Raw genomic sequence first — 15,340 nt, 5'->3', positions numbered from 1 at the left:
TCTCCGCAGCCTCGTGACGGGCCGCTCAGGGGTCAGCTCGAGACCTGCTCGCGCAGGACCGAAGCTGTGAGCGACAGCATCAGATAGATGCCCGAGAAGATCAGGAAAGCCAACAGCGTGTTCTCGAAAGCGCGCGGATAGGTGGGCTCGTCCGGGGCGACGGGGCGCACGCCCATCTCCAGATAGCGCACCTGCTTGTTCGCCTCGATGCGGGCGGTTTCCATCTGCTGGGCCGCCGCCGACAGCAGCATCTGCCGGGTCTGCAACTCGCCCTGAGCGATCTGCAGTTGGCCGGTGACGGCGGCGAGCGACTCGCCCCCCGTGGATTGCCGTGCGGTCGTCAGCTGGCTGCGCGTGGTGTCGAGAAGCGCCTGAATGCGCTTGATGTCGCCCTGCACGCCCGCGACCCGCGCCTGATTGGGCCGCGGATTGTCGAGCAGCTGCCCCAGTTCGAGACGCTTCTGCTGCAACTGGTTTTCCAGATTGGCGACCTGACCCATCACCATCGAATTTTCGCTGACGGGATCGAGCACGCCGACCTTTTCCTGCAGCTGCTGCACCTTGGATTGCGCCGCGAAGACCTTGGCCTCGGCATCCTCATAGCTTTCGCGCGCGCCCTTCATCTGGTCGTCGCGCAGCCGCGAAGTCAACTGGTCCACCTGCTGTTCGGCATAGGAGATCAGCGACTCGGAGAATTTCTGCGATTTCGCCGGATCGGGGGCGACCACTTCCATCTTCACGATGCCCTCGGAGGGGTCGTAGCCGATCTGCACCATCTTGGAATAGAGGCGGTAGGCCTGCTCGTCGGTCGCGTTTTCCGGCAGCCGCTGCAACGGGTCAATGCTCTGGTCCTCGAAGATCTTCTTGAACCCCTGATCGCGGTCGAGCCGCTTCATCGCATCGCGCGATTGCAGATAGGACTGCACCGTGACCGAGTCCTGATTGGTGGCGAGCTGCGTGCCCGAGAACAGCGAGCCCAGCCCGGAATTGCCCATCCCTTCGGCTTTCTGGATCACGAAGGCCGATTTCGTCGCATACATCGGCGTGGCCATCGCGAAGTAGTAATAGGCGGCCATCAGCGTCGGCAGCACCACGAAGAAGCCCAGCCGCGCGCCCAGCAGCATCAGCTTGCGGCGGCGGCGTTTGGCGATGTCGCGCTGGATGCGCAGAATCTCGGCGGCGCGGCGGTCCGCGTTCATTACCTCGGTGGAGGGGACCTGACCCTGCTTGATCGTCTGCGGCAGGTTCACGCGGGTATCGGCGCCCGGCCCATCGGTGCGCGCCAGCGCCCGCGAGGTCGCTTCCGCCTCGCCGGGTTTCACCAGCGCCACGATATTCGAGCGGTCGAACGGGTCGATCCCGCGGCGGCGCAGAAGCAGCACGGCCTCGAAATCGGAACTGGCCTGAACGCCGTGCTTCTGGGCCATACGGCGCGCGAGGCGCAACTGGCGGCCGGTCAGCCCCTCGGCGCGGATCGCGTCGATTTCTTCCTCGGGGGTGCGCTGGCCCGCGTCGATTACCTCGGAGTCGGTCTGGCCTGCGGTCGGGAATTTCTGATCGCCGAACCCGTCATCCTGCGGCTCGAACAGGTTGGACGGATCGTCCGGCTGGCGTTGCGGGTGCGGCTTGCGCTGTCGTTGCGGCTGCGGCGCCTCCGCGGAGGGCGCGCTTTGCGCAGCAGAGGCGGCGGAGGCGTTGGAAGCGCGCGGTGTGGCAGGCTCGGAGGCGGCGTAGCCCGCACCCGATTGCAGCGGCATGGCGCCCAGTTGCAGCGAGCCATCGCTCCCCGTGATCACCGGACCATCGCGGCGGATACGGAATTTCGGAGCCTTAGGACTGGTAGTCATACAACCGCTTCGCTTCTTCCAGAGTGTCGAACTGATAAAGTTGGCCGTCGCGCAGCACCGCAGCGCGATTGCAGAATTTCTCGATCGTGGCGGGCTGGTGCGAGACTACGACCACGGTGGAATCGCGAAGCCGGTCGCGCAGGATCGAACCTGCCTTGCGGTTGAACTCCACATCGGTGGTCGAGGGCATCCCCTCGTCGATCAGGTAAATGTCGAATTCCAGCGCCAGAAGCAGGGAAAACGTGAACCGCGCGCGCATCCCCGAACTGTAAGTGCCCACGGGCTGGTCGAAATATTCCGCGATGCCGGTCAGCCAGCGCGAGAAGGCTTCGACGTAATCGGGATCGAGCCCGTAGAGCCGCGCGATGAACCGGGCGTTTTCGCGCGCCGAGTGTTTCGAGACGACGCCGCCCATGAAGCCCAGCGGGAAGGACACGCGGCTCGAGCGGCGAATGTCGCCCTCGTCGGGCTTTTCCAGTCCCGCCATCATGTTGATGATCGTAGTTTTTCCGGTGCCGTTGGGCGCGAGAATGCCGAGGCTATGGCCCAATTCCACACGGAAGCTGGCGCGTTCGAGGATCACCTTGCGCTGCTTACCGGTCCAGAAGGATTTGGAGACGTTCTCGAATACGATCATTAGCTCTCGGTCCGGGTCTCCAATTATACGCGTCTCGCCACTAAATCACGGGGGGCGCAGGCTGAGAACCCACCTAACCTTGGATTTGGGCAGGATTATGTTCACTTGGAGGAGGGTTATGCAACGAGGAACACATTGACACCAGAGAGGAAACTATGACCCGACCCGTGCAAGAGGAGATCCGGGCCTGTCGCATCTGCGCGGCGCGGTTCCGCGCGACGGCCACGGGGCATTCTCCGCGACCCGTTGCGTGGTTCGGGGCGGGGGCGCGCGTGCTGATCGTGGGGCAGGCGCCGGGGCTTCGGGTGCATGAGACGGGTGTGCCGTTCAATGACCGCTCGGGGGACCGGCTGCGCGACTGGATGGGCGTGGACCGCGAGACCTTCTACGACACGACCCGCATCGCGATCGCGCCGATGGCATTCTGCTTTCCGGGCTATGACGCGAAGGGCTCGGATCTGCCGCCGCCTTTGATCTGCGCCGAGACGTGGCGCGAGCGTGTCATGGCCGAGATCGGCCCGGTCGATCTGACGCTTCTTGTGGGTGGTGCCGCGCAGCGCTGGCATCTGGGCACGCGCAACGTGAAGCAGGCCGTGATGGGGTGGCGAGACCACGCGCCGCGCCTCTTCCCCTTGCCTCATCCGTCCTGGCGCAATACGGGATGGCTGAAGAAAAACCCGTGGTTCGAGGCCGACCTGCTGCCGGTCCTGCGCGCGCGGGTGAAGGAGCTGACATGACCCCCTATGACCGCGCCCATGCCGCGATGGAAGCCGAACCCGAGAACGAGGCCAAGCGCCTCGCCGTGTTCGACCGTCTCGCCGATGCCGAGCTTTTCCTGCTTCTCGAGGAAGAACCCGAGGACGAAAACATCAAGCCGCAGGTGTTCTCCACCGAAGAGGGCGATTTCGTCCTCGTCTTCGACACCGAGGATCGTCTGGGCGAATTCGCCGACGGCCCGCAGCCCTATGCCGCGCTGCCGGGCCGGGTGATCGCGCAGCATCTGGTGGGCGAGAATATCGGGCTCGGCGTCAATCTCGCAGTGGCGGATTCGGCGATGCTTCTGCCGCCCGAGGCGCTGGATTGGCTGACCGAGACGCTCGCGCATACGCCGTCCGAGGCGCAGGGCCGCCCGGTGGAATTCACCGCTCCGGGCCTGTCTCCCGCGGTGATCGCGCTGCTGCTGCCCGCGTTCGAGGCGAAGCTGCATCAGCTCGCTGGCATCGCGCAGGCCGCGGTGCTGGGCGGCGTGACCTATGAGGACGGCCATCGGGGCCATGTGCTCGCGGTGATCGGCGCGCATGAGCATTTCCGCGCCGGGATCGCCAAGGCGATGGGCGAGGCGCTGACCTTCTCCGGGCTGGATGCGGGCGAGCTGGACGTGACCTTCCTCGAGCCCGAGGAGAAGGCCGCGCAGCTTTTGCTGGAGAAGGGCCTCGTGCTGCACGTGCCGGAGCCGGAAGAGGAAGAGGTGCAGGAGATCGTCCCCGGTTCCGCCCCCGGCATGGACCCGAGCAAACCGCCGAAGCTGCGCTGAGGCGCCCGGCGGCGCTCGCTTATCGGTCGGACGCGGTTTCCGCCGCGTCCTGTTCGCCCGTCACCTCGTTCTTCACCTGCCCCCATGTGAGCAGCGTGAAGACCGCCGTGCCGCCCGCGACATTGCCCGCCAGCACCGGCAGGAAGAACCGGCTGAACGCCTCGGCAAGGCTCATCTGGCCGGCCCAGACCAGCAGCCCCGCCTCGACCGAGCCCGCGATGACGTGGGCCGAGCCCGAGGCGGCAAGCAGCCATGTCATCGCGAGGATCACGAGGAAAGAGCTGCCTTGTGCTGCAGGCATGATCCACACCACGGCGGCGATGATGATCCCCGCAGGCATCGCGCGGTAGAAGTTCTGCCCCATATCCCCATCGGTCGCGTGACGCGCCACCGCGAGCAGACTGTCGGTCATCTCGTCGGGGATCACATGCGGGATGCTCAGGAAGCCCGAGGCGATCGCGCAGCCCAGCACGTTGGACGCGAGCACGATCGCCCAGAGCCGCAGCATCTTCAGCAGGCAGGTCAGCGAGCGATCGGCCACCACGGGCAGCACGGTCGTGATCGTGTTCTCGGTAAACAGCTGCATCCGCCCGAAGATCACCACCATGAACCCGGCCGAATAGCCAAGCGACTCGACCAGTATCCGCCAATCCTCGTCGGGCAAACGGGCATGCAAGCTTGCCTGCGCGATGACCGAGAGGCTGATGAGGATGCCAGCGGCGAGACCCGACCACACGAGCGAGATCAGCGGGCGGTTCAGCTCCTCATCGCCGTCATGGCGGATCACGGCGTAGATCAGCCGCGCCGAGAGGCGCGAAGCCTGCATCACCGAGCGCTCTTCATGCCTTTCGCGCACGGCGTTGGAGGCTTTCCCGCTCTCGTCGTCGGACTGGTTCTGATCGTTACTTTGGGAACTATGTGATTTCATTCATCCAGAACACCGCCAGGCGTTCTTTGTTCCCGAGTCGCGACCGCGTCATCCCTGTTCGCTGGCGAACACCTTGTCGATCATTGCCTGCGTGCCGCGCGCGTCTTCGAGCGTCCACGTATAGGGGGCGCCCTCGGTGACGTGGCGCACGAAGGCTTCCACCTGAATCACATATTGATTGACGCCAGGATAGCGGACAACCTCGTCGGGTTTGCCTTTGCGGATCAGGGTGACCTCGGCCTGATCGAAAACATTCGCGTTGAACGGGCAGGTGAGGCGGATCACACCTTCGGAGCCTTGGAACACCGCTTCCTGACGCGGGTGCAGCCGGGTCGAGGTCATCGCGGCATAGGTGAAACGACCCTTGTCGGAAATCATCTCGCCGGTGACCTGCGCGAAGGTGTCGACATCGTTCTCGCGATGGATGACGGCGCGCAGATCGCCCGGTTCGGCCTGGGCTGCGAAGCGCACGCAGGAATAGGCATAGACGCCGATATCGGGGATCGAGCCGCCGCCCATCTCCGGCTTGTTGCGGATATTGGTGGGGTCGGGGTTGTTGAAGGTGAAGGCCACATCGGCGTGACGCAGCTCGCCGATCGCGCCCGCGTCGAGCCAGTCGCGCACCTGCTGCCATTGCGGGTGATGCACGATCATATAGGCCTCGGTCGCGAATTTTCCGGCCGCGTCGCGCGCTTCGATCAGCGCGTTGATCTCCTCGGCCTTCATCGCGATCGGCTTCTCCGTCAGCACATGCTTGCCTGCCGCCAGCGCCTTCTTCGTCCATTCGACATGGAGCGTGTTGGGCAACGGGATATAGACCACGTCGATCTCGGGGTCGGCGAGCAGCGCGTCATAGCTGTCATGGACCTTAAGATCGGGCGCGAAGGCCTTGAACGGATCGGCTCTTTCGGGGCTCGACGTCGCGAGCGCCGCCAGCCGCGCGCCCTCAGCCGCGTGGATCGCCCGGCCCATGTGCTCGCGCGCGAATTTCGCTGCTCCCAGAATGCCCCAGTTCAAAACGGCCATAGACTACCCTCCTTTTGGCGAGGCGATGGTAGCGCAATCAGGACCGGGTGCAACGGGGGCGCGTTGACCGGGTGTCGCGCATCGCTAGGCTGGGTCGAAACGGAGGGGGCTGCCAGAGATGCGCGCGATCGGGATGCTTTTCAGCCTCGGGCTGACGCTTGCCTTCGGCTATGCCTATTACGCGCAATATTTCCGCTGGCGGAGCTGCTTCAACGAAATGGGGCGCTGCTTCGACCCGGAGGAGGGCGTGGTCTATCATGCGCAATCCGGTGCGGTCTGGCTGGCGCTCGCCTTCGTAGCCTTCGTCGTTTTCCTTTACCAATTGCGGCACATGACGCGGGCGCGGCGATAGCTGCAGGCGCTGTCCAAAGAGATGCGGCGCAAAGAAAATCGCCGCCCCCGGATGGGAACGGCGAGATACTTCGATACTCGTTACAAATCGCGCGTCAGTCGGGCACGTTCATACCTTTTTCGCGTGCCAATTCGGTCATGCGCTTTTGCAGCTTCTCGAAGGCGCGGACCTCGATCTGGCGGATACGCTCGCGCGAGACGTCATAGACGCCCGAAAGCTCCTCCAGCGTGACCGGGTCGTCGCGCAGGCGGCGCTGCATCAGGATGTCCTTCTCGCGATCGTTGAGGACGTCCATCGCGTCCATCAGCATCTCGCGGCGGGCTTCCATCTCTTCGGTCTCGGCGTAGGCCTCGGCCTGATCGGCATCCTCGTCTTCGAGCCAATCCTGCCACTGCGCGGCCCCGCCTTCGTCACCGGCGCCGATCTGCGCGTTCAGCGAGGCGTCCGAGCCCGACATGCGCCGGTTCATCGAGATCACTTCTTCCTCGGTCACGTTCAGATCGGTCGCGATCTGCTTGACGTTCTCGGGGCGCATGTCGCCGTCTTCATAGGCGCCGATCTTGGACTTCGCCTTGCGCAGGTTGAAGAACAGCTTCTTCTGCGCCGAGGTGGTGCCCAGTTTCACGAGGCTCCACGAGCGCAGGATGTATTCCTGAATCGCGGCGCGGATCCACCACATCGCGTAGGTCGCGAGGCGGAACCCCTTCTCGGGATCGAAGCGCTTCACGGCCTGCATCAGACCGACATTGGCCTCCGAGATCACCTCGGCCTGCGGCAGGCCATAGCCGCGATAGCCCATCGCGATCTTCGCGGCGAGACGCAGGTGCGAGGTCACCATCTGGTGCGCGGCCTCGGTATCCTGATGATCGGCCCAACGCTTGGCCAGCATGTATTCTTGTTCCGGCTCCAGAAGCGGGAACTTCCGGATTTCCTGAAGATAGCGGTTCAGCCCCTGCTCAGGACTCGGGGCCGGAAGGTTTGTATAGCTCGTCATCGTCTCCCATGTCTCCCTTTTGGCGGCTGCTCAATATGGGGATATCTCCCCGTTCTTTCAAGAAACGCAGGGCAGTGGCGATTGGTTCACCGAAAGCCGCCCTGACGCAGTCGCATAGAAAGATCAACGTATCGTAACGGGATTTCCGTCGCGCATGTGTAAAAAAACATCTGACGCCTCACAAGATCGGGGCGAGGACCGACATCAGATTGTTGATGATTTTCCAGTGCAGGGGCCATTCAGCGATGCGTTCAGGGCCGATCCGGCGGGCCTGCGCGATCCAGTGGCGCTGGCGTTCGCCAAGTGCGAGCCCCAGTTCGTTATCCTCGATCAGCACGCAGTTCTCGTAATTCAGCTCGAAGCTGCGACGGTCGAGATTGGCCGAGCCGAGGATCGCCACGCGGCCATCGGCCAGCAGGGTCTTGGCGTGCAACAGGCCCGGCCCATGCTCCCAGATCTCGACGCCCGCCTCGGCCAGCACCGGGTAGAAGCTGCGCGCGGCATGGGCGACAAAGCGCGAGTCGTTGCGCCTTGGCACGATCACCTGCACCCGCACGCCCCGGCGTTTGGCGGCGCGCAGCGCCGAGGCGATCTCCTCGCCTGGCACGAAATAGGGGGTCGAGAGCGTCAGCGTCTCGCGCGCGGCCCCGATCACCGCAAGGAAGACATCCGGCACCCCGCGCGTATCCAGCATCGGTCCCGTGGCGAAGGCGACCGCTGTTCCGGGCCGCGCGGTCGGCGCGGCGGGGGTCGGGAGCACGAGGTCCGAGATTTCCTCGTGGCTATGGGTCACCCAATCGGTCGCGAAGATATGCTGATGCTGGGCGGCGAGCGGCCCTTCGATCCGCAGCATCACGTCCGTCCAGGGGGCGAAGCGCGCCTTGATGCGGAATTCCGGGTCGGCGATGTTGCGCGAGCCGGCATAGGCCACATGCCCGTCGATCACGGCGAGCTTGCGGTGGTTGCGCAGGTCGATCCGCATCGTCGCGAGCTTGAAAAGCGGCCAGCGGAAGGAAAAGGCGATGGCGGTCTTCACGCCAGCCTTTTTCATCGCCTTCCAGTGCCGCGACTTGATGAAGGCGCGCGCGCCCAGCCCGTCGACGAGGACGCGGACTTTTACCCCACGGGTGGCCGCGCGGGTCAGCGCCTCGGCCATGGCGATGCCGGTCAGATCGCTCAGCCAGATATAGGTGATGAGGTGCACGCTCTGGGTGGCGGCGTCGATATCGGCGATCAGCGGTTCGAGTTGGTCGGACGGGTCGGGCAGGAACGTGATCGCATCGCCGGTGCTGGGCGCATAGCCGTTGATGGCGGCGGCACGTGCGAAGGCCGCGCGATATTCCGGCGTGACGGCCTCGAGGTCTTCAGGCTCGACCGGATCGGGGGCGGGCAGGGCGTCCACCGTCGCCTGCAGCTTGCGCGCGATGCGCTGGTTGAGCCGCGTCTCGCCGATCAGGATGTAGAGGATGACGCCCAGAAACGGCACCGAGAGGATCAGCACGGTCCAGCTTGCGCGCACCGCAGGCGGTTTGTCGGGCCGGGTGAGCACCCGCAACAGCGCGAGCACCTGAGAGCCGAAGTGAATCAGCAGCGTCAGAAGCTCGGCCCACCAGACGTTCACGGGCCCGTGCCGCCAGTTGGGGGCGCGGAGGCGGCGCGCAGGGTCTCGATCAGCGCGGTCATGTCCTCGGGCAGGGGCGCCTCGAAGGACAGCTCCTCCTCGGTGACCGGATGGATGAAGCCCAGCGTCGCCGCATGGAGCGCCTGACGCGGGAAGGCGCGCACAGCCTCTGCAGCCGCAGCGCCCACCGCTTTTTCCGAGATCTTGCGCTTGCCGCCATAGGTCTGGTCGCCGATCAGCCCGTGGCCCGCATAGGCCATATGGACGCGGATCTGATGGGTGCGCCCGGTCTCCAGCCAGCAATCGATCAGCGCCGCGGTGCCGTTGAAATCCTCGATCGTGCGGGCGCGGGTGACGGCGTGACGGCCGCCATTGGCGACCACCGCTTGCTTCTGCCGGTCGGTCTTGTGGCGCGCAAGTTGGGTGACGATCTTCAGCACGCCGCCTTGCTCGAAGCTGACGCCGTTAAGCCCGCGCAGACGCGGATCAGAGGCCTGCGGCACGCCGTGGCAGAGCGCGCGGTAATGGCGATGCACCGTATGTGCCTCGAATTGCGCGGCCAGCCCGTGATGCGCCCGGTCCGATTTCGCGACGACCAGCAGCCCGGACGTGTCCTTGTCGATGCGGTGGACGATGCCGGGGCGCGCCTCGCCGCCGATCCCTGAAAGATTGCCACCGAAATGGTGCAGCAGCGCGTTCACGAGCGTGCCTTCGGGCGTGCCCGGCGCGGGGTGAGTGACCATGCCCGCAGGCTTGTTCACGACGATCAGGTCGTCGTCCTCCCACAGCACTTCGAGGGGGATGTCCTGCGCGACCGTCTCGACTTCTTTCGGAGGCTCCAGCGCGATCTGATAGACCTCGCCCTCGGCGACCTTGGTCTTCTGATCGGTCACGGCGACACCCTCGCGGCTGACCGAGCCCTCCGCGATCAGTTTCGCCAGACGCGAGCGCGAGAGCGCCGCTTCCTCTGGCACAGCCGCCGCCAAGGCCTTATCAAGGCGGGGACCCATGCCGGGTCCGATCTCGATGCTGAGGATTTCCTTATTCATGTCCGACCTGCCTGACGAAGAGCCTGCCACCACGCTGCCACCCGATCTTCGCTTTCTCAAGATATTGGTGACCACGCTTGCGGCTGTGATGATCGTCGGGCTTGTAGCGATCGTGGCGCTGCTTGTCATCCGCTTGCAGCAACCCAATCCGTTGCCGCAGCTGCCCGCCGCGATCACGCTGCCGGAGGGCGCGCAGGCCGAAGCCGTGACCTTTGCGCGCAACTATACGGTCGTGGTGACCGATGCGGGCCAGGTGCTGGTCTATGACAAGGCCGGGCAGCAAGTGGGCGACCTGACGCTTGGCGCAGAGGGCGGGAATTCCAATGGAAATTGACCTCGAGATCGAAGACGCCCGCTGGGAGACTGTGGGGCTGGAAGAGCTGATCACCCGTGCGGCAACGCTGGTGCTGGAGGATCGCGGGATCGAGGCGGAGCTCTGCCGCCTATCGGTTCTCGCCTGCGATGATGCCCGCATCGCCGAGCTGAACGGCGAATATCGCGACAAGGCGAAACCGACCAATGTGCTCAGCTGGCCCGCCGAAGAGCGCGGCGCGGAAGACCCCGGTGCCCATCCCGAACCGCCCACGCCTGATGTCTTCGGCGAAATCGAGCTTGGCGACCTAGCCATTGCCTATGAAACCTGCGCCCGAGAGGCTGAAGAACAAGGCAAATCCGTCGAAGATCACACGCTGCATTTGCTCATCCACGCGGTGCTGCATCTGCTGGGTTATGACCATATTCGCGACGAAGATGCGCAAGTAATGGAACAAATCGAAATCCGGCTTCTTGAAAGCGTAGGAATTCGTAACCCATATGTGTAAGACTAGGCGCATTCCGCGTCATCTTTCGGAAAGGAACAATGGGACAGGTCGCCGACGGAGTTACCTCCGCCAATACCGGTAGTTCGGAAAACGCAGAACCCGGTCAGTCTTCGGAGCCCGCTTCGCGCGGGTTGCTCAGCCGCTTTTTCGGGCAACGCCCCATGGAAGAAGAGGCCCCACAGGTAGAAATGCCGCCCAAACCCGCGCCAGCGCCGCTGGGGCTCGGGAACCTGCGCAAGATGCGGGTGGGCGATGTTGCCATTCCCAAAGTCGAGATCGAGGCCGTTCCGGTCTCCATCACCCGCGACGAGCTGGTGGAGAAGTTCCGTCAGCACGGCTATTCGCGCCTGCCGGTCTTCAAGGAAACGCTCGATACGCCGCTGGGCCTCGTTCACCTTAAGGACTTGGCGCTGGAATACGGGTTCGGATCGGGCAATGGCCGGTTCTCGCTGCGCAAGCTGATCCGTCCGCTTCTCTATGTGCCGCCGTCGATGCCGATCGGTGTGCTTCTGCAGAAGATGCAGGTGCAGCGCACCCATATGGCGCTGGTGATCGACGAATATGGCGGGGTCGACGGTCTGCTCACGCTCGAGGATCTGATCGAGCAGGTGATCGGCGAGATCGAGGACGAGCACGACGAGGCCGACGACGCCTATTGGCGCGAGGAAAAGCCCGGCCAATGGGTCGTGCAGGCCCGCGCGCCGGTCAACGAGTTCGAAGCGCAGATCGGGATGCGGCTGTCTGACGAGGAGGCCGATGACGAGATCGATTCGATGGGCGGTCTGGTCTTCATGCAGCTTGGCCGGGTGCCCGCCCGGGGCGAGGTCGTGGTGACCGAGAACGGCGTCGAATACGAGGTGGTCGATGCCGATCCGCGCCGGATCAAACGTCTGCGCGTGCGTCTGCCGGGAGTGGCGCCCGCCGAGTGAGCGGGCTATGACGCGCCCATGATCGCGACCATCCGAGACGGCTTTCGCGCACCAATGCGCCCGCGCTGGCAGAGCTTGGCTCTGGCAGCGCTTTTCGGTGTGTTGTTCGCCGCCGGGCAAGCGCCCTTGGGGCTTTGGTGGATCGCGTTGCCTGCTTTGGCGGCCTCGATCTGGTTCGCATCGGCCGAACGCTGGCGCGCCTCCACGATCTGGATCGGGTTCGCCACCGGCTTCGGCTATGCGCTGGCCGCGATGTTCTGGATCGTCGAGCCTTTCATGGTCGAGGCCGATGTCTATGGCTGGATGGCGCCGTTTGCGCTGGTCCTGATGGCTGCGGGCATGGGCGCGTTCTGGGCGATCGGCTACGGGCTCGGGGCCTATGCGGGGCAGGGGCCGCGCTCGCGTGCGCTCGGGATCGCGCTCGGCATGGCGGCCTCGGATGTGTTGCGCTCCTACGTCTTCACCGGGTTTCCGTGGGTGCTGGTCGGCCATATCTGGATCGGCTCGCCCGTCGCGCAGGCGGCGGCCTATATTGGCCCGCTGGGGCTGAGCCTGATCACGATGCTGATCGCAAGCGCACCCGCGATGACGCGCGGGATGCAGATGCCTGCCGCCTTCGGGATCGTGGGCGCGGCGCTGGTCGTGCTGGTCGGGCTGTGGCTTGGCGGGGTAGCGCGGCTCAATGCGCCGGTGGCGCCGAGGGCTGAGCCGATCACCCTGCGGCTTGTACAGCCCAACGCGCCGCAGAACCTGAAATGGCTGCCGGAATACCGGATGAAGTTCTTCCAGCGGCTGCTGGACCTGACGAAAGCCGATCCTGCACCCGGCCAGCCGAAACCCGACCTGATCGTCTGGCCTGAAACTGCGGTGCCTTTCCTGCTCGACCGTCCGATGGGCGGGCTGGAGATGTCGACCGAGGCGGCGGGTGGGATCCCGCTCGCGATGGGGGTGCAGCGCAGTGAAGGCAGCCGCTATTTCAATTCGCTGGCCGTCATCACGCCCGATGACCGGATCGAGGCGCTTTACGACAAATCCCACCTCGTGCCCTTCGGCGAATACATGCCCTTCGGCGATGCGCTGGCGAAAATCGGGATCACCGCCTTCGCCGCACAGGTCGGCAACGGCTATTCGTCCGGGCCGGGGGAGAAGCTGCTGAACTTGGGCAAGCTCGGCCATGTCGCGCCGCTCATTTGCTACGAGGCGATCTTCCCGCAGGACCTGCGCGGTTTCTCGCAGCGGCCCGACTGGATCTTGCAGGTCACCAACGACGCGTGGTTCGGCACGCTGAGCGGCCCCTATCAGCATTTCGCGCAGGCGCGGCTCCGCGCGATCGAGCAGGGCCTGCCGCTTGCGCGCGACGCCAATACCGGGGTCACTGCGATGATCGACGCGAAGGGGCGGATCACGGCGAGCCTCGGGTTGGACAAAATGGGCAAGCTGGACGTCGAATTGCCGCCGAGCCTGCCGCCGACGCTCTATTCCAAGCTGGGTGACGCACCGTTCATCGCGCTGATTGTTGCAGCGTTAGCGCTTCTTTCAATCTTTGCGCGTATTTCGATTGACCCGACCGGCAGGCGCTCCTAGCTAGAAGGCCGAACCACCCCAACGGCTTCCTGACGGGGTGGGGATATCAACAACGGAGCACCCCTTCATGGCACGCGCGAATTACGTCTTCACCTCCGAATCCGTTTCGGAGGGGCATCCCGATAAGGTCTGTGACCGGATTTCGGATGCCGTTCTCGATACTTTCCTGGCCGCAGAGCCCAACGCGCGGGTGGCCTGCGAGACCTTCGCGACGACCAATCAGGTCGTGGTCGGCGGCGAGGTCGGTCTGGCCGACAAAACCAAGCTCGCCGAATATCTCGAAGGCATCGACAAGATCGTGCGCGAATGCGTCAAGGATATCGGCTACGAGCAGGACGAGTTTCACTGGGCGACGCTGAAAGTCGCGAACTTCCTGCACCCGCAATCGGCCCATATCTCGCAGGGCGTCGACAAGGACGGGGCTGGCGATCAGGGGATCATGTTCGGCTTCGCTTCGGATGAGACGCCCGAATTGATGCCCGCACCGATCCACTACTCGCACGCGATCCTGCGCCGTCTGGCCGAGGCGCGTAAATCGGGCGCCGAGCCCGAGCTGCGCCCCGATGCGAAATCGCAGCTGTCTGTGCGCTACGAGAATGGCCGCCCCGTCGGCGTGAGCCAGATCGTGCTTTCCACCCAGCACGCGCATGAGCATCAGACCTCGGATGACATCCGCGCCATCGTCGAACCTTATATCCGCGAGACCCTGCCCGAAGGCTGGATCACGCCGGAAACCGAATGGTGGGTGAACCCGACCGGCACTTTCGTGATCGGCGGTCCGGATGGCGATGCGGGTCTCACCGGGCGCAAGATTATCGTGGACACCTATGGCGGCTCGGCCCCGCATGGCGGCGGCGCGTTCTCGGGCAAGGACCCGACCAAGGTGGACCGCTCGGCGGCCTATGCAGCGCGCTATCTGGCGAAGAACGTGGTGGCCGCAGGCATGGCGCGCAAATGCGTGATCCAGGTGTCCTACGCGATCGGCGTGGCGAAGCCGCTGTCGATCTATGTCGACACGTTCGGCACCGGCGAAGTGCCCGACGAGGTGATCGAAAAGGCCGTGGCGCAGGTGATGGACCTGACGCCGAAAGGCATCCGCGACACGCTCGATCTGTGCAAGCCGATCTACGAACGCACCGCGGCTTACGGCCATTTCGGTCGCGCGCCGGAGGCCGATGGCGGCTTCTCGTGGGAGAAGACCGATTTGGTCGAGGCGCTGAAGAAGTCCGTGTAAGGCGTGCTTTTCTGGAATGTGCGACGGGCAGGGGGAAACCGCTGCCCGCTTTCTATTGCGTGAGGGGCGCGTCCGACCCTTGGGTGGGCGCTTTCCTCCGCTTGAGGCTTGGCGCTTTATCTCGGAAGCCCCGAACGAAGTTAGAGCCCGCGCTATCATCGCCAAAGCGCCCTCCCATGGGGAGGGTCGGGCGCGGCCCGGGCTAGCCGCCCGGGCCATTCGTTCGAAACGGCGCAGCGAGGTTTGATTTGACGTCGGGGCCTGCGTGGCCTTAGTGCCGCGCGAACGCTTCTCGACGGAAAGACCATCCCATGAGCACCGACACCTCCGGCCTGACCCAGCTGGGCCAATCGACCGACCTGCCGCAAACGCCCGACGAGGCCGTGCTGGAGCGCGTGCCCCAACCGCGCAAAGGCGAGCGCTATCTCGTGCGGTTCACAGCCCCCGAATTCACCTCGCTCTGCCCGCTCACCGGCCAGCCCGATTTCGCGCATATCATGATCGATTACGTCCCGCGCGACTGGCTGGTGGAGAGCAAATCGCTGAAGCTGTTCCTCGGCGCGTTTCGCAATCACGGGGCGTTTCACGAGGATTGCTCGGTGATGATCGGCCAGCGTCTGCGCGATCTGCTGGAGCCTGAATGGCTGCGCATCGGCGCCTATTGGTACCCGCGCGGCGGCATCCCGATCGACGTCTTCTGGCAAAGCGCGCCGAAGCCCGGGGACATGTGGATCCCCGATCAGGGCGTGCCGCCCTATCGCGGCCGCGGCTGAGCTGATCTTGC

Annotated in this window: 16 protein-coding genes and 1 riboswitch; of the genes, 9 read left to right on the top strand and 7 right to left on the bottom strand. The window is 64.6% G+C overall.

Annotated elements, in window-relative coordinates; all coding sequences use genetic code 11:
- Window positions 1-32 precede the first annotated feature (32 nt).
- Both BMI91_RS14395 and BMI91_RS14390 read right to left on the bottom strand, forming a co-directional pair.
- Window positions 33-1,847 (bottom strand): KpsE/RkpR family capsule polysaccharide export protein, encoded by a 1,815-nt coding sequence (locus BMI91_RS14395; RefSeq protein WP_078605570.1) that lies wholly within the window; start codon window positions 1,845-1,847, stop codon window positions 33-35.
- Complete coding sequence (locus BMI91_RS14390; RefSeq protein ID WP_078550106.1) at window positions 1,831-2,484, bottom strand: ABC transporter ATP-binding protein; 654 nt, start codon at window positions 2,482-2,484, stop codon at window positions 1,831-1,833. Before BMI91_RS14390 ends, BMI91_RS14395 begins: the two co-directional genes overlap by 17 nt.
- Window positions 2,485-2,639: 155 nt before the next feature.
- Here BMI91_RS14390 and BMI91_RS14385 point away from each other — a divergent pair, with 155 nt between their 5' ends.
- Both BMI91_RS14385 and BMI91_RS14380 read left to right on the top strand, forming a co-directional pair.
- Window positions 2,640-3,221: a uracil-DNA glycosylase family protein gene (locus tag BMI91_RS14385; RefSeq protein WP_078605569.1), complete on the top strand. Its 582-nt coding sequence runs from the start codon at window positions 2,640-2,642 to the stop codon at window positions 3,219-3,221.
- Entirely contained in the window at window positions 3,218-4,018 is an 801-nt protein-coding gene (locus BMI91_RS14380) for an SseB family protein (RefSeq protein WP_078605567.1), read from the top strand. The genes BMI91_RS14385 and BMI91_RS14380 overlap by 4 nt, the downstream gene beginning before the upstream one ends.
- Window positions 4,019-4,037: 19 nt before the next feature.
- On the opposite strand, the gene BMI91_RS14375 is transcribed toward BMI91_RS14380, so the two are convergent.
- Both BMI91_RS14375 and BMI91_RS14370 read right to left on the bottom strand, forming a co-directional pair.
- A complete protein-coding gene (locus BMI91_RS14375) occupies window positions 4,038-4,946 on the bottom strand; it encodes a formate/nitrite transporter family protein (protein ID WP_078605565.1) in 909 nt (302 codons plus the stop codon).
- 48 nt (window positions 4,947-4,994) lie between these two features.
- Window positions 4,995-5,972, bottom strand: coding sequence for a Gfo/Idh/MocA family protein (locus BMI91_RS14370; RefSeq protein ID WP_078605563.1), 978 nt, complete (start codon window positions 5,970-5,972; stop codon window positions 4,995-4,997).
- Window positions 5,973-6,105: 133 nt separating this feature from the next.
- On the opposite strand from BMI91_RS14370, the gene BMI91_RS14365 reads away from it, so the two are divergent.
- Entirely contained in the window at window positions 6,106-6,324 is a 219-nt protein-coding gene (locus BMI91_RS14365) for a hypothetical protein (RefSeq protein WP_158522168.1), read from the top strand.
- 94 nt (window positions 6,325-6,418) lie between these two features.
- Here BMI91_RS14365 and rpoH read toward each other — a convergent pair whose 3' ends face one another.
- The 3 genes from rpoH to BMI91_RS14350 form a co-directional block, all read right to left on the bottom strand.
- Window positions 6,419-7,318 (bottom strand): RNA polymerase sigma factor RpoH, encoded by a 900-nt coding sequence (gene rpoH, locus BMI91_RS14360; RefSeq protein WP_078520844.1) that lies wholly within the window; start codon window positions 7,316-7,318, stop codon window positions 6,419-6,421.
- 178 nt (window positions 7,319-7,496) lie between these two features.
- Complete coding sequence (gene cls / locus BMI91_RS14355) at window positions 7,497-8,939, bottom strand: cardiolipin synthase (protein ID WP_078605559.1); 1,443 nt, start codon at window positions 8,937-8,939, stop codon at window positions 7,497-7,499.
- On the bottom strand, window positions 8,936-9,988 hold the full coding sequence (locus BMI91_RS14350; protein WP_078605558.1) for an RluA family pseudouridine synthase: 1,053 nt from the start codon (window positions 9,986-9,988) through the stop codon (window positions 8,936-8,938). Before BMI91_RS14350 ends, cls begins: the two co-directional genes overlap by 4 nt.
- On the opposite strand from BMI91_RS14350, the gene BMI91_RS14345 reads away from it, so the two are divergent.
- The 6 genes from BMI91_RS14345 (at window position 9,987) to queF (ending at window position 15,329) form a co-directional block, all read left to right on the top strand.
- Window positions 9,987-10,322, top strand: a complete 336-nt coding sequence (locus BMI91_RS14345) for a DUF6476 family protein (protein WP_078605555.1) — start codon at window positions 9,987-9,989, stop codon at window positions 10,320-10,322. The two genes, BMI91_RS14350 and BMI91_RS14345, sit on opposite strands and share 2 nt — an antisense overlap.
- Entirely contained in the window at window positions 10,312-10,809 is a 498-nt protein-coding gene (gene ybeY / locus BMI91_RS14340) for an rRNA maturation RNase YbeY (protein ID WP_078605553.1), read from the top strand. The genes BMI91_RS14345 and ybeY overlap by 11 nt, the downstream gene beginning before the upstream one ends.
- A gap of 38 nt (window positions 10,810-10,847) precedes the next feature.
- On the top strand, window positions 10,848-11,738 hold the full coding sequence (locus BMI91_RS14335; RefSeq protein ID WP_075774962.1) for a hemolysin family protein: 891 nt from the start codon (window positions 10,848-10,850) through the stop codon (window positions 11,736-11,738).
- Window positions 11,739-11,756: 18 nt separating this feature from the next.
- Window positions 11,757-13,322, top strand: a complete 1,566-nt coding sequence (gene lnt, locus BMI91_RS14330) for an apolipoprotein N-acyltransferase (protein WP_078605551.1) — start codon at window positions 11,757-11,759, stop codon at window positions 13,320-13,322.
- A 10-nt stretch (window positions 13,323-13,332) separates the two neighbouring features.
- Window positions 13,333-13,382: riboswitch (SAM-SAH riboswitch) on the top strand.
- Between the two features lie 7 nt (window positions 13,383-13,389).
- A complete protein-coding gene (gene metK, locus BMI91_RS14325) occupies window positions 13,390-14,556 on the top strand; it encodes a methionine adenosyltransferase (RefSeq protein ID WP_078550123.1) in 1,167 nt (388 codons plus the stop codon).
- A 311-nt stretch (window positions 14,557-14,867) separates the two neighbouring features.
- The gene (gene queF / locus BMI91_RS14320; protein WP_078605549.1) at window positions 14,868-15,329 is read left to right on the top strand and encodes a preQ(1) synthase; all 462 of its coding nucleotides are present in this window, start codon (window positions 14,868-14,870) and stop codon (window positions 15,327-15,329) included.
- Window positions 15,330-15,340 lie beyond the last annotated feature (11 nt).

Origin of the sequence: Thioclava sediminum, from assembly GCF_002020355.1 — a bacterium.
GTDB lineage: Bacteria > Pseudomonadota > Alphaproteobacteria > Rhodobacterales > Rhodobacteraceae > Thioclava > Thioclava sediminum.
Note: the sequence above shows the minus strand (reverse complement) of the source record. Positions and strands in the feature narration are given on the sequence as shown.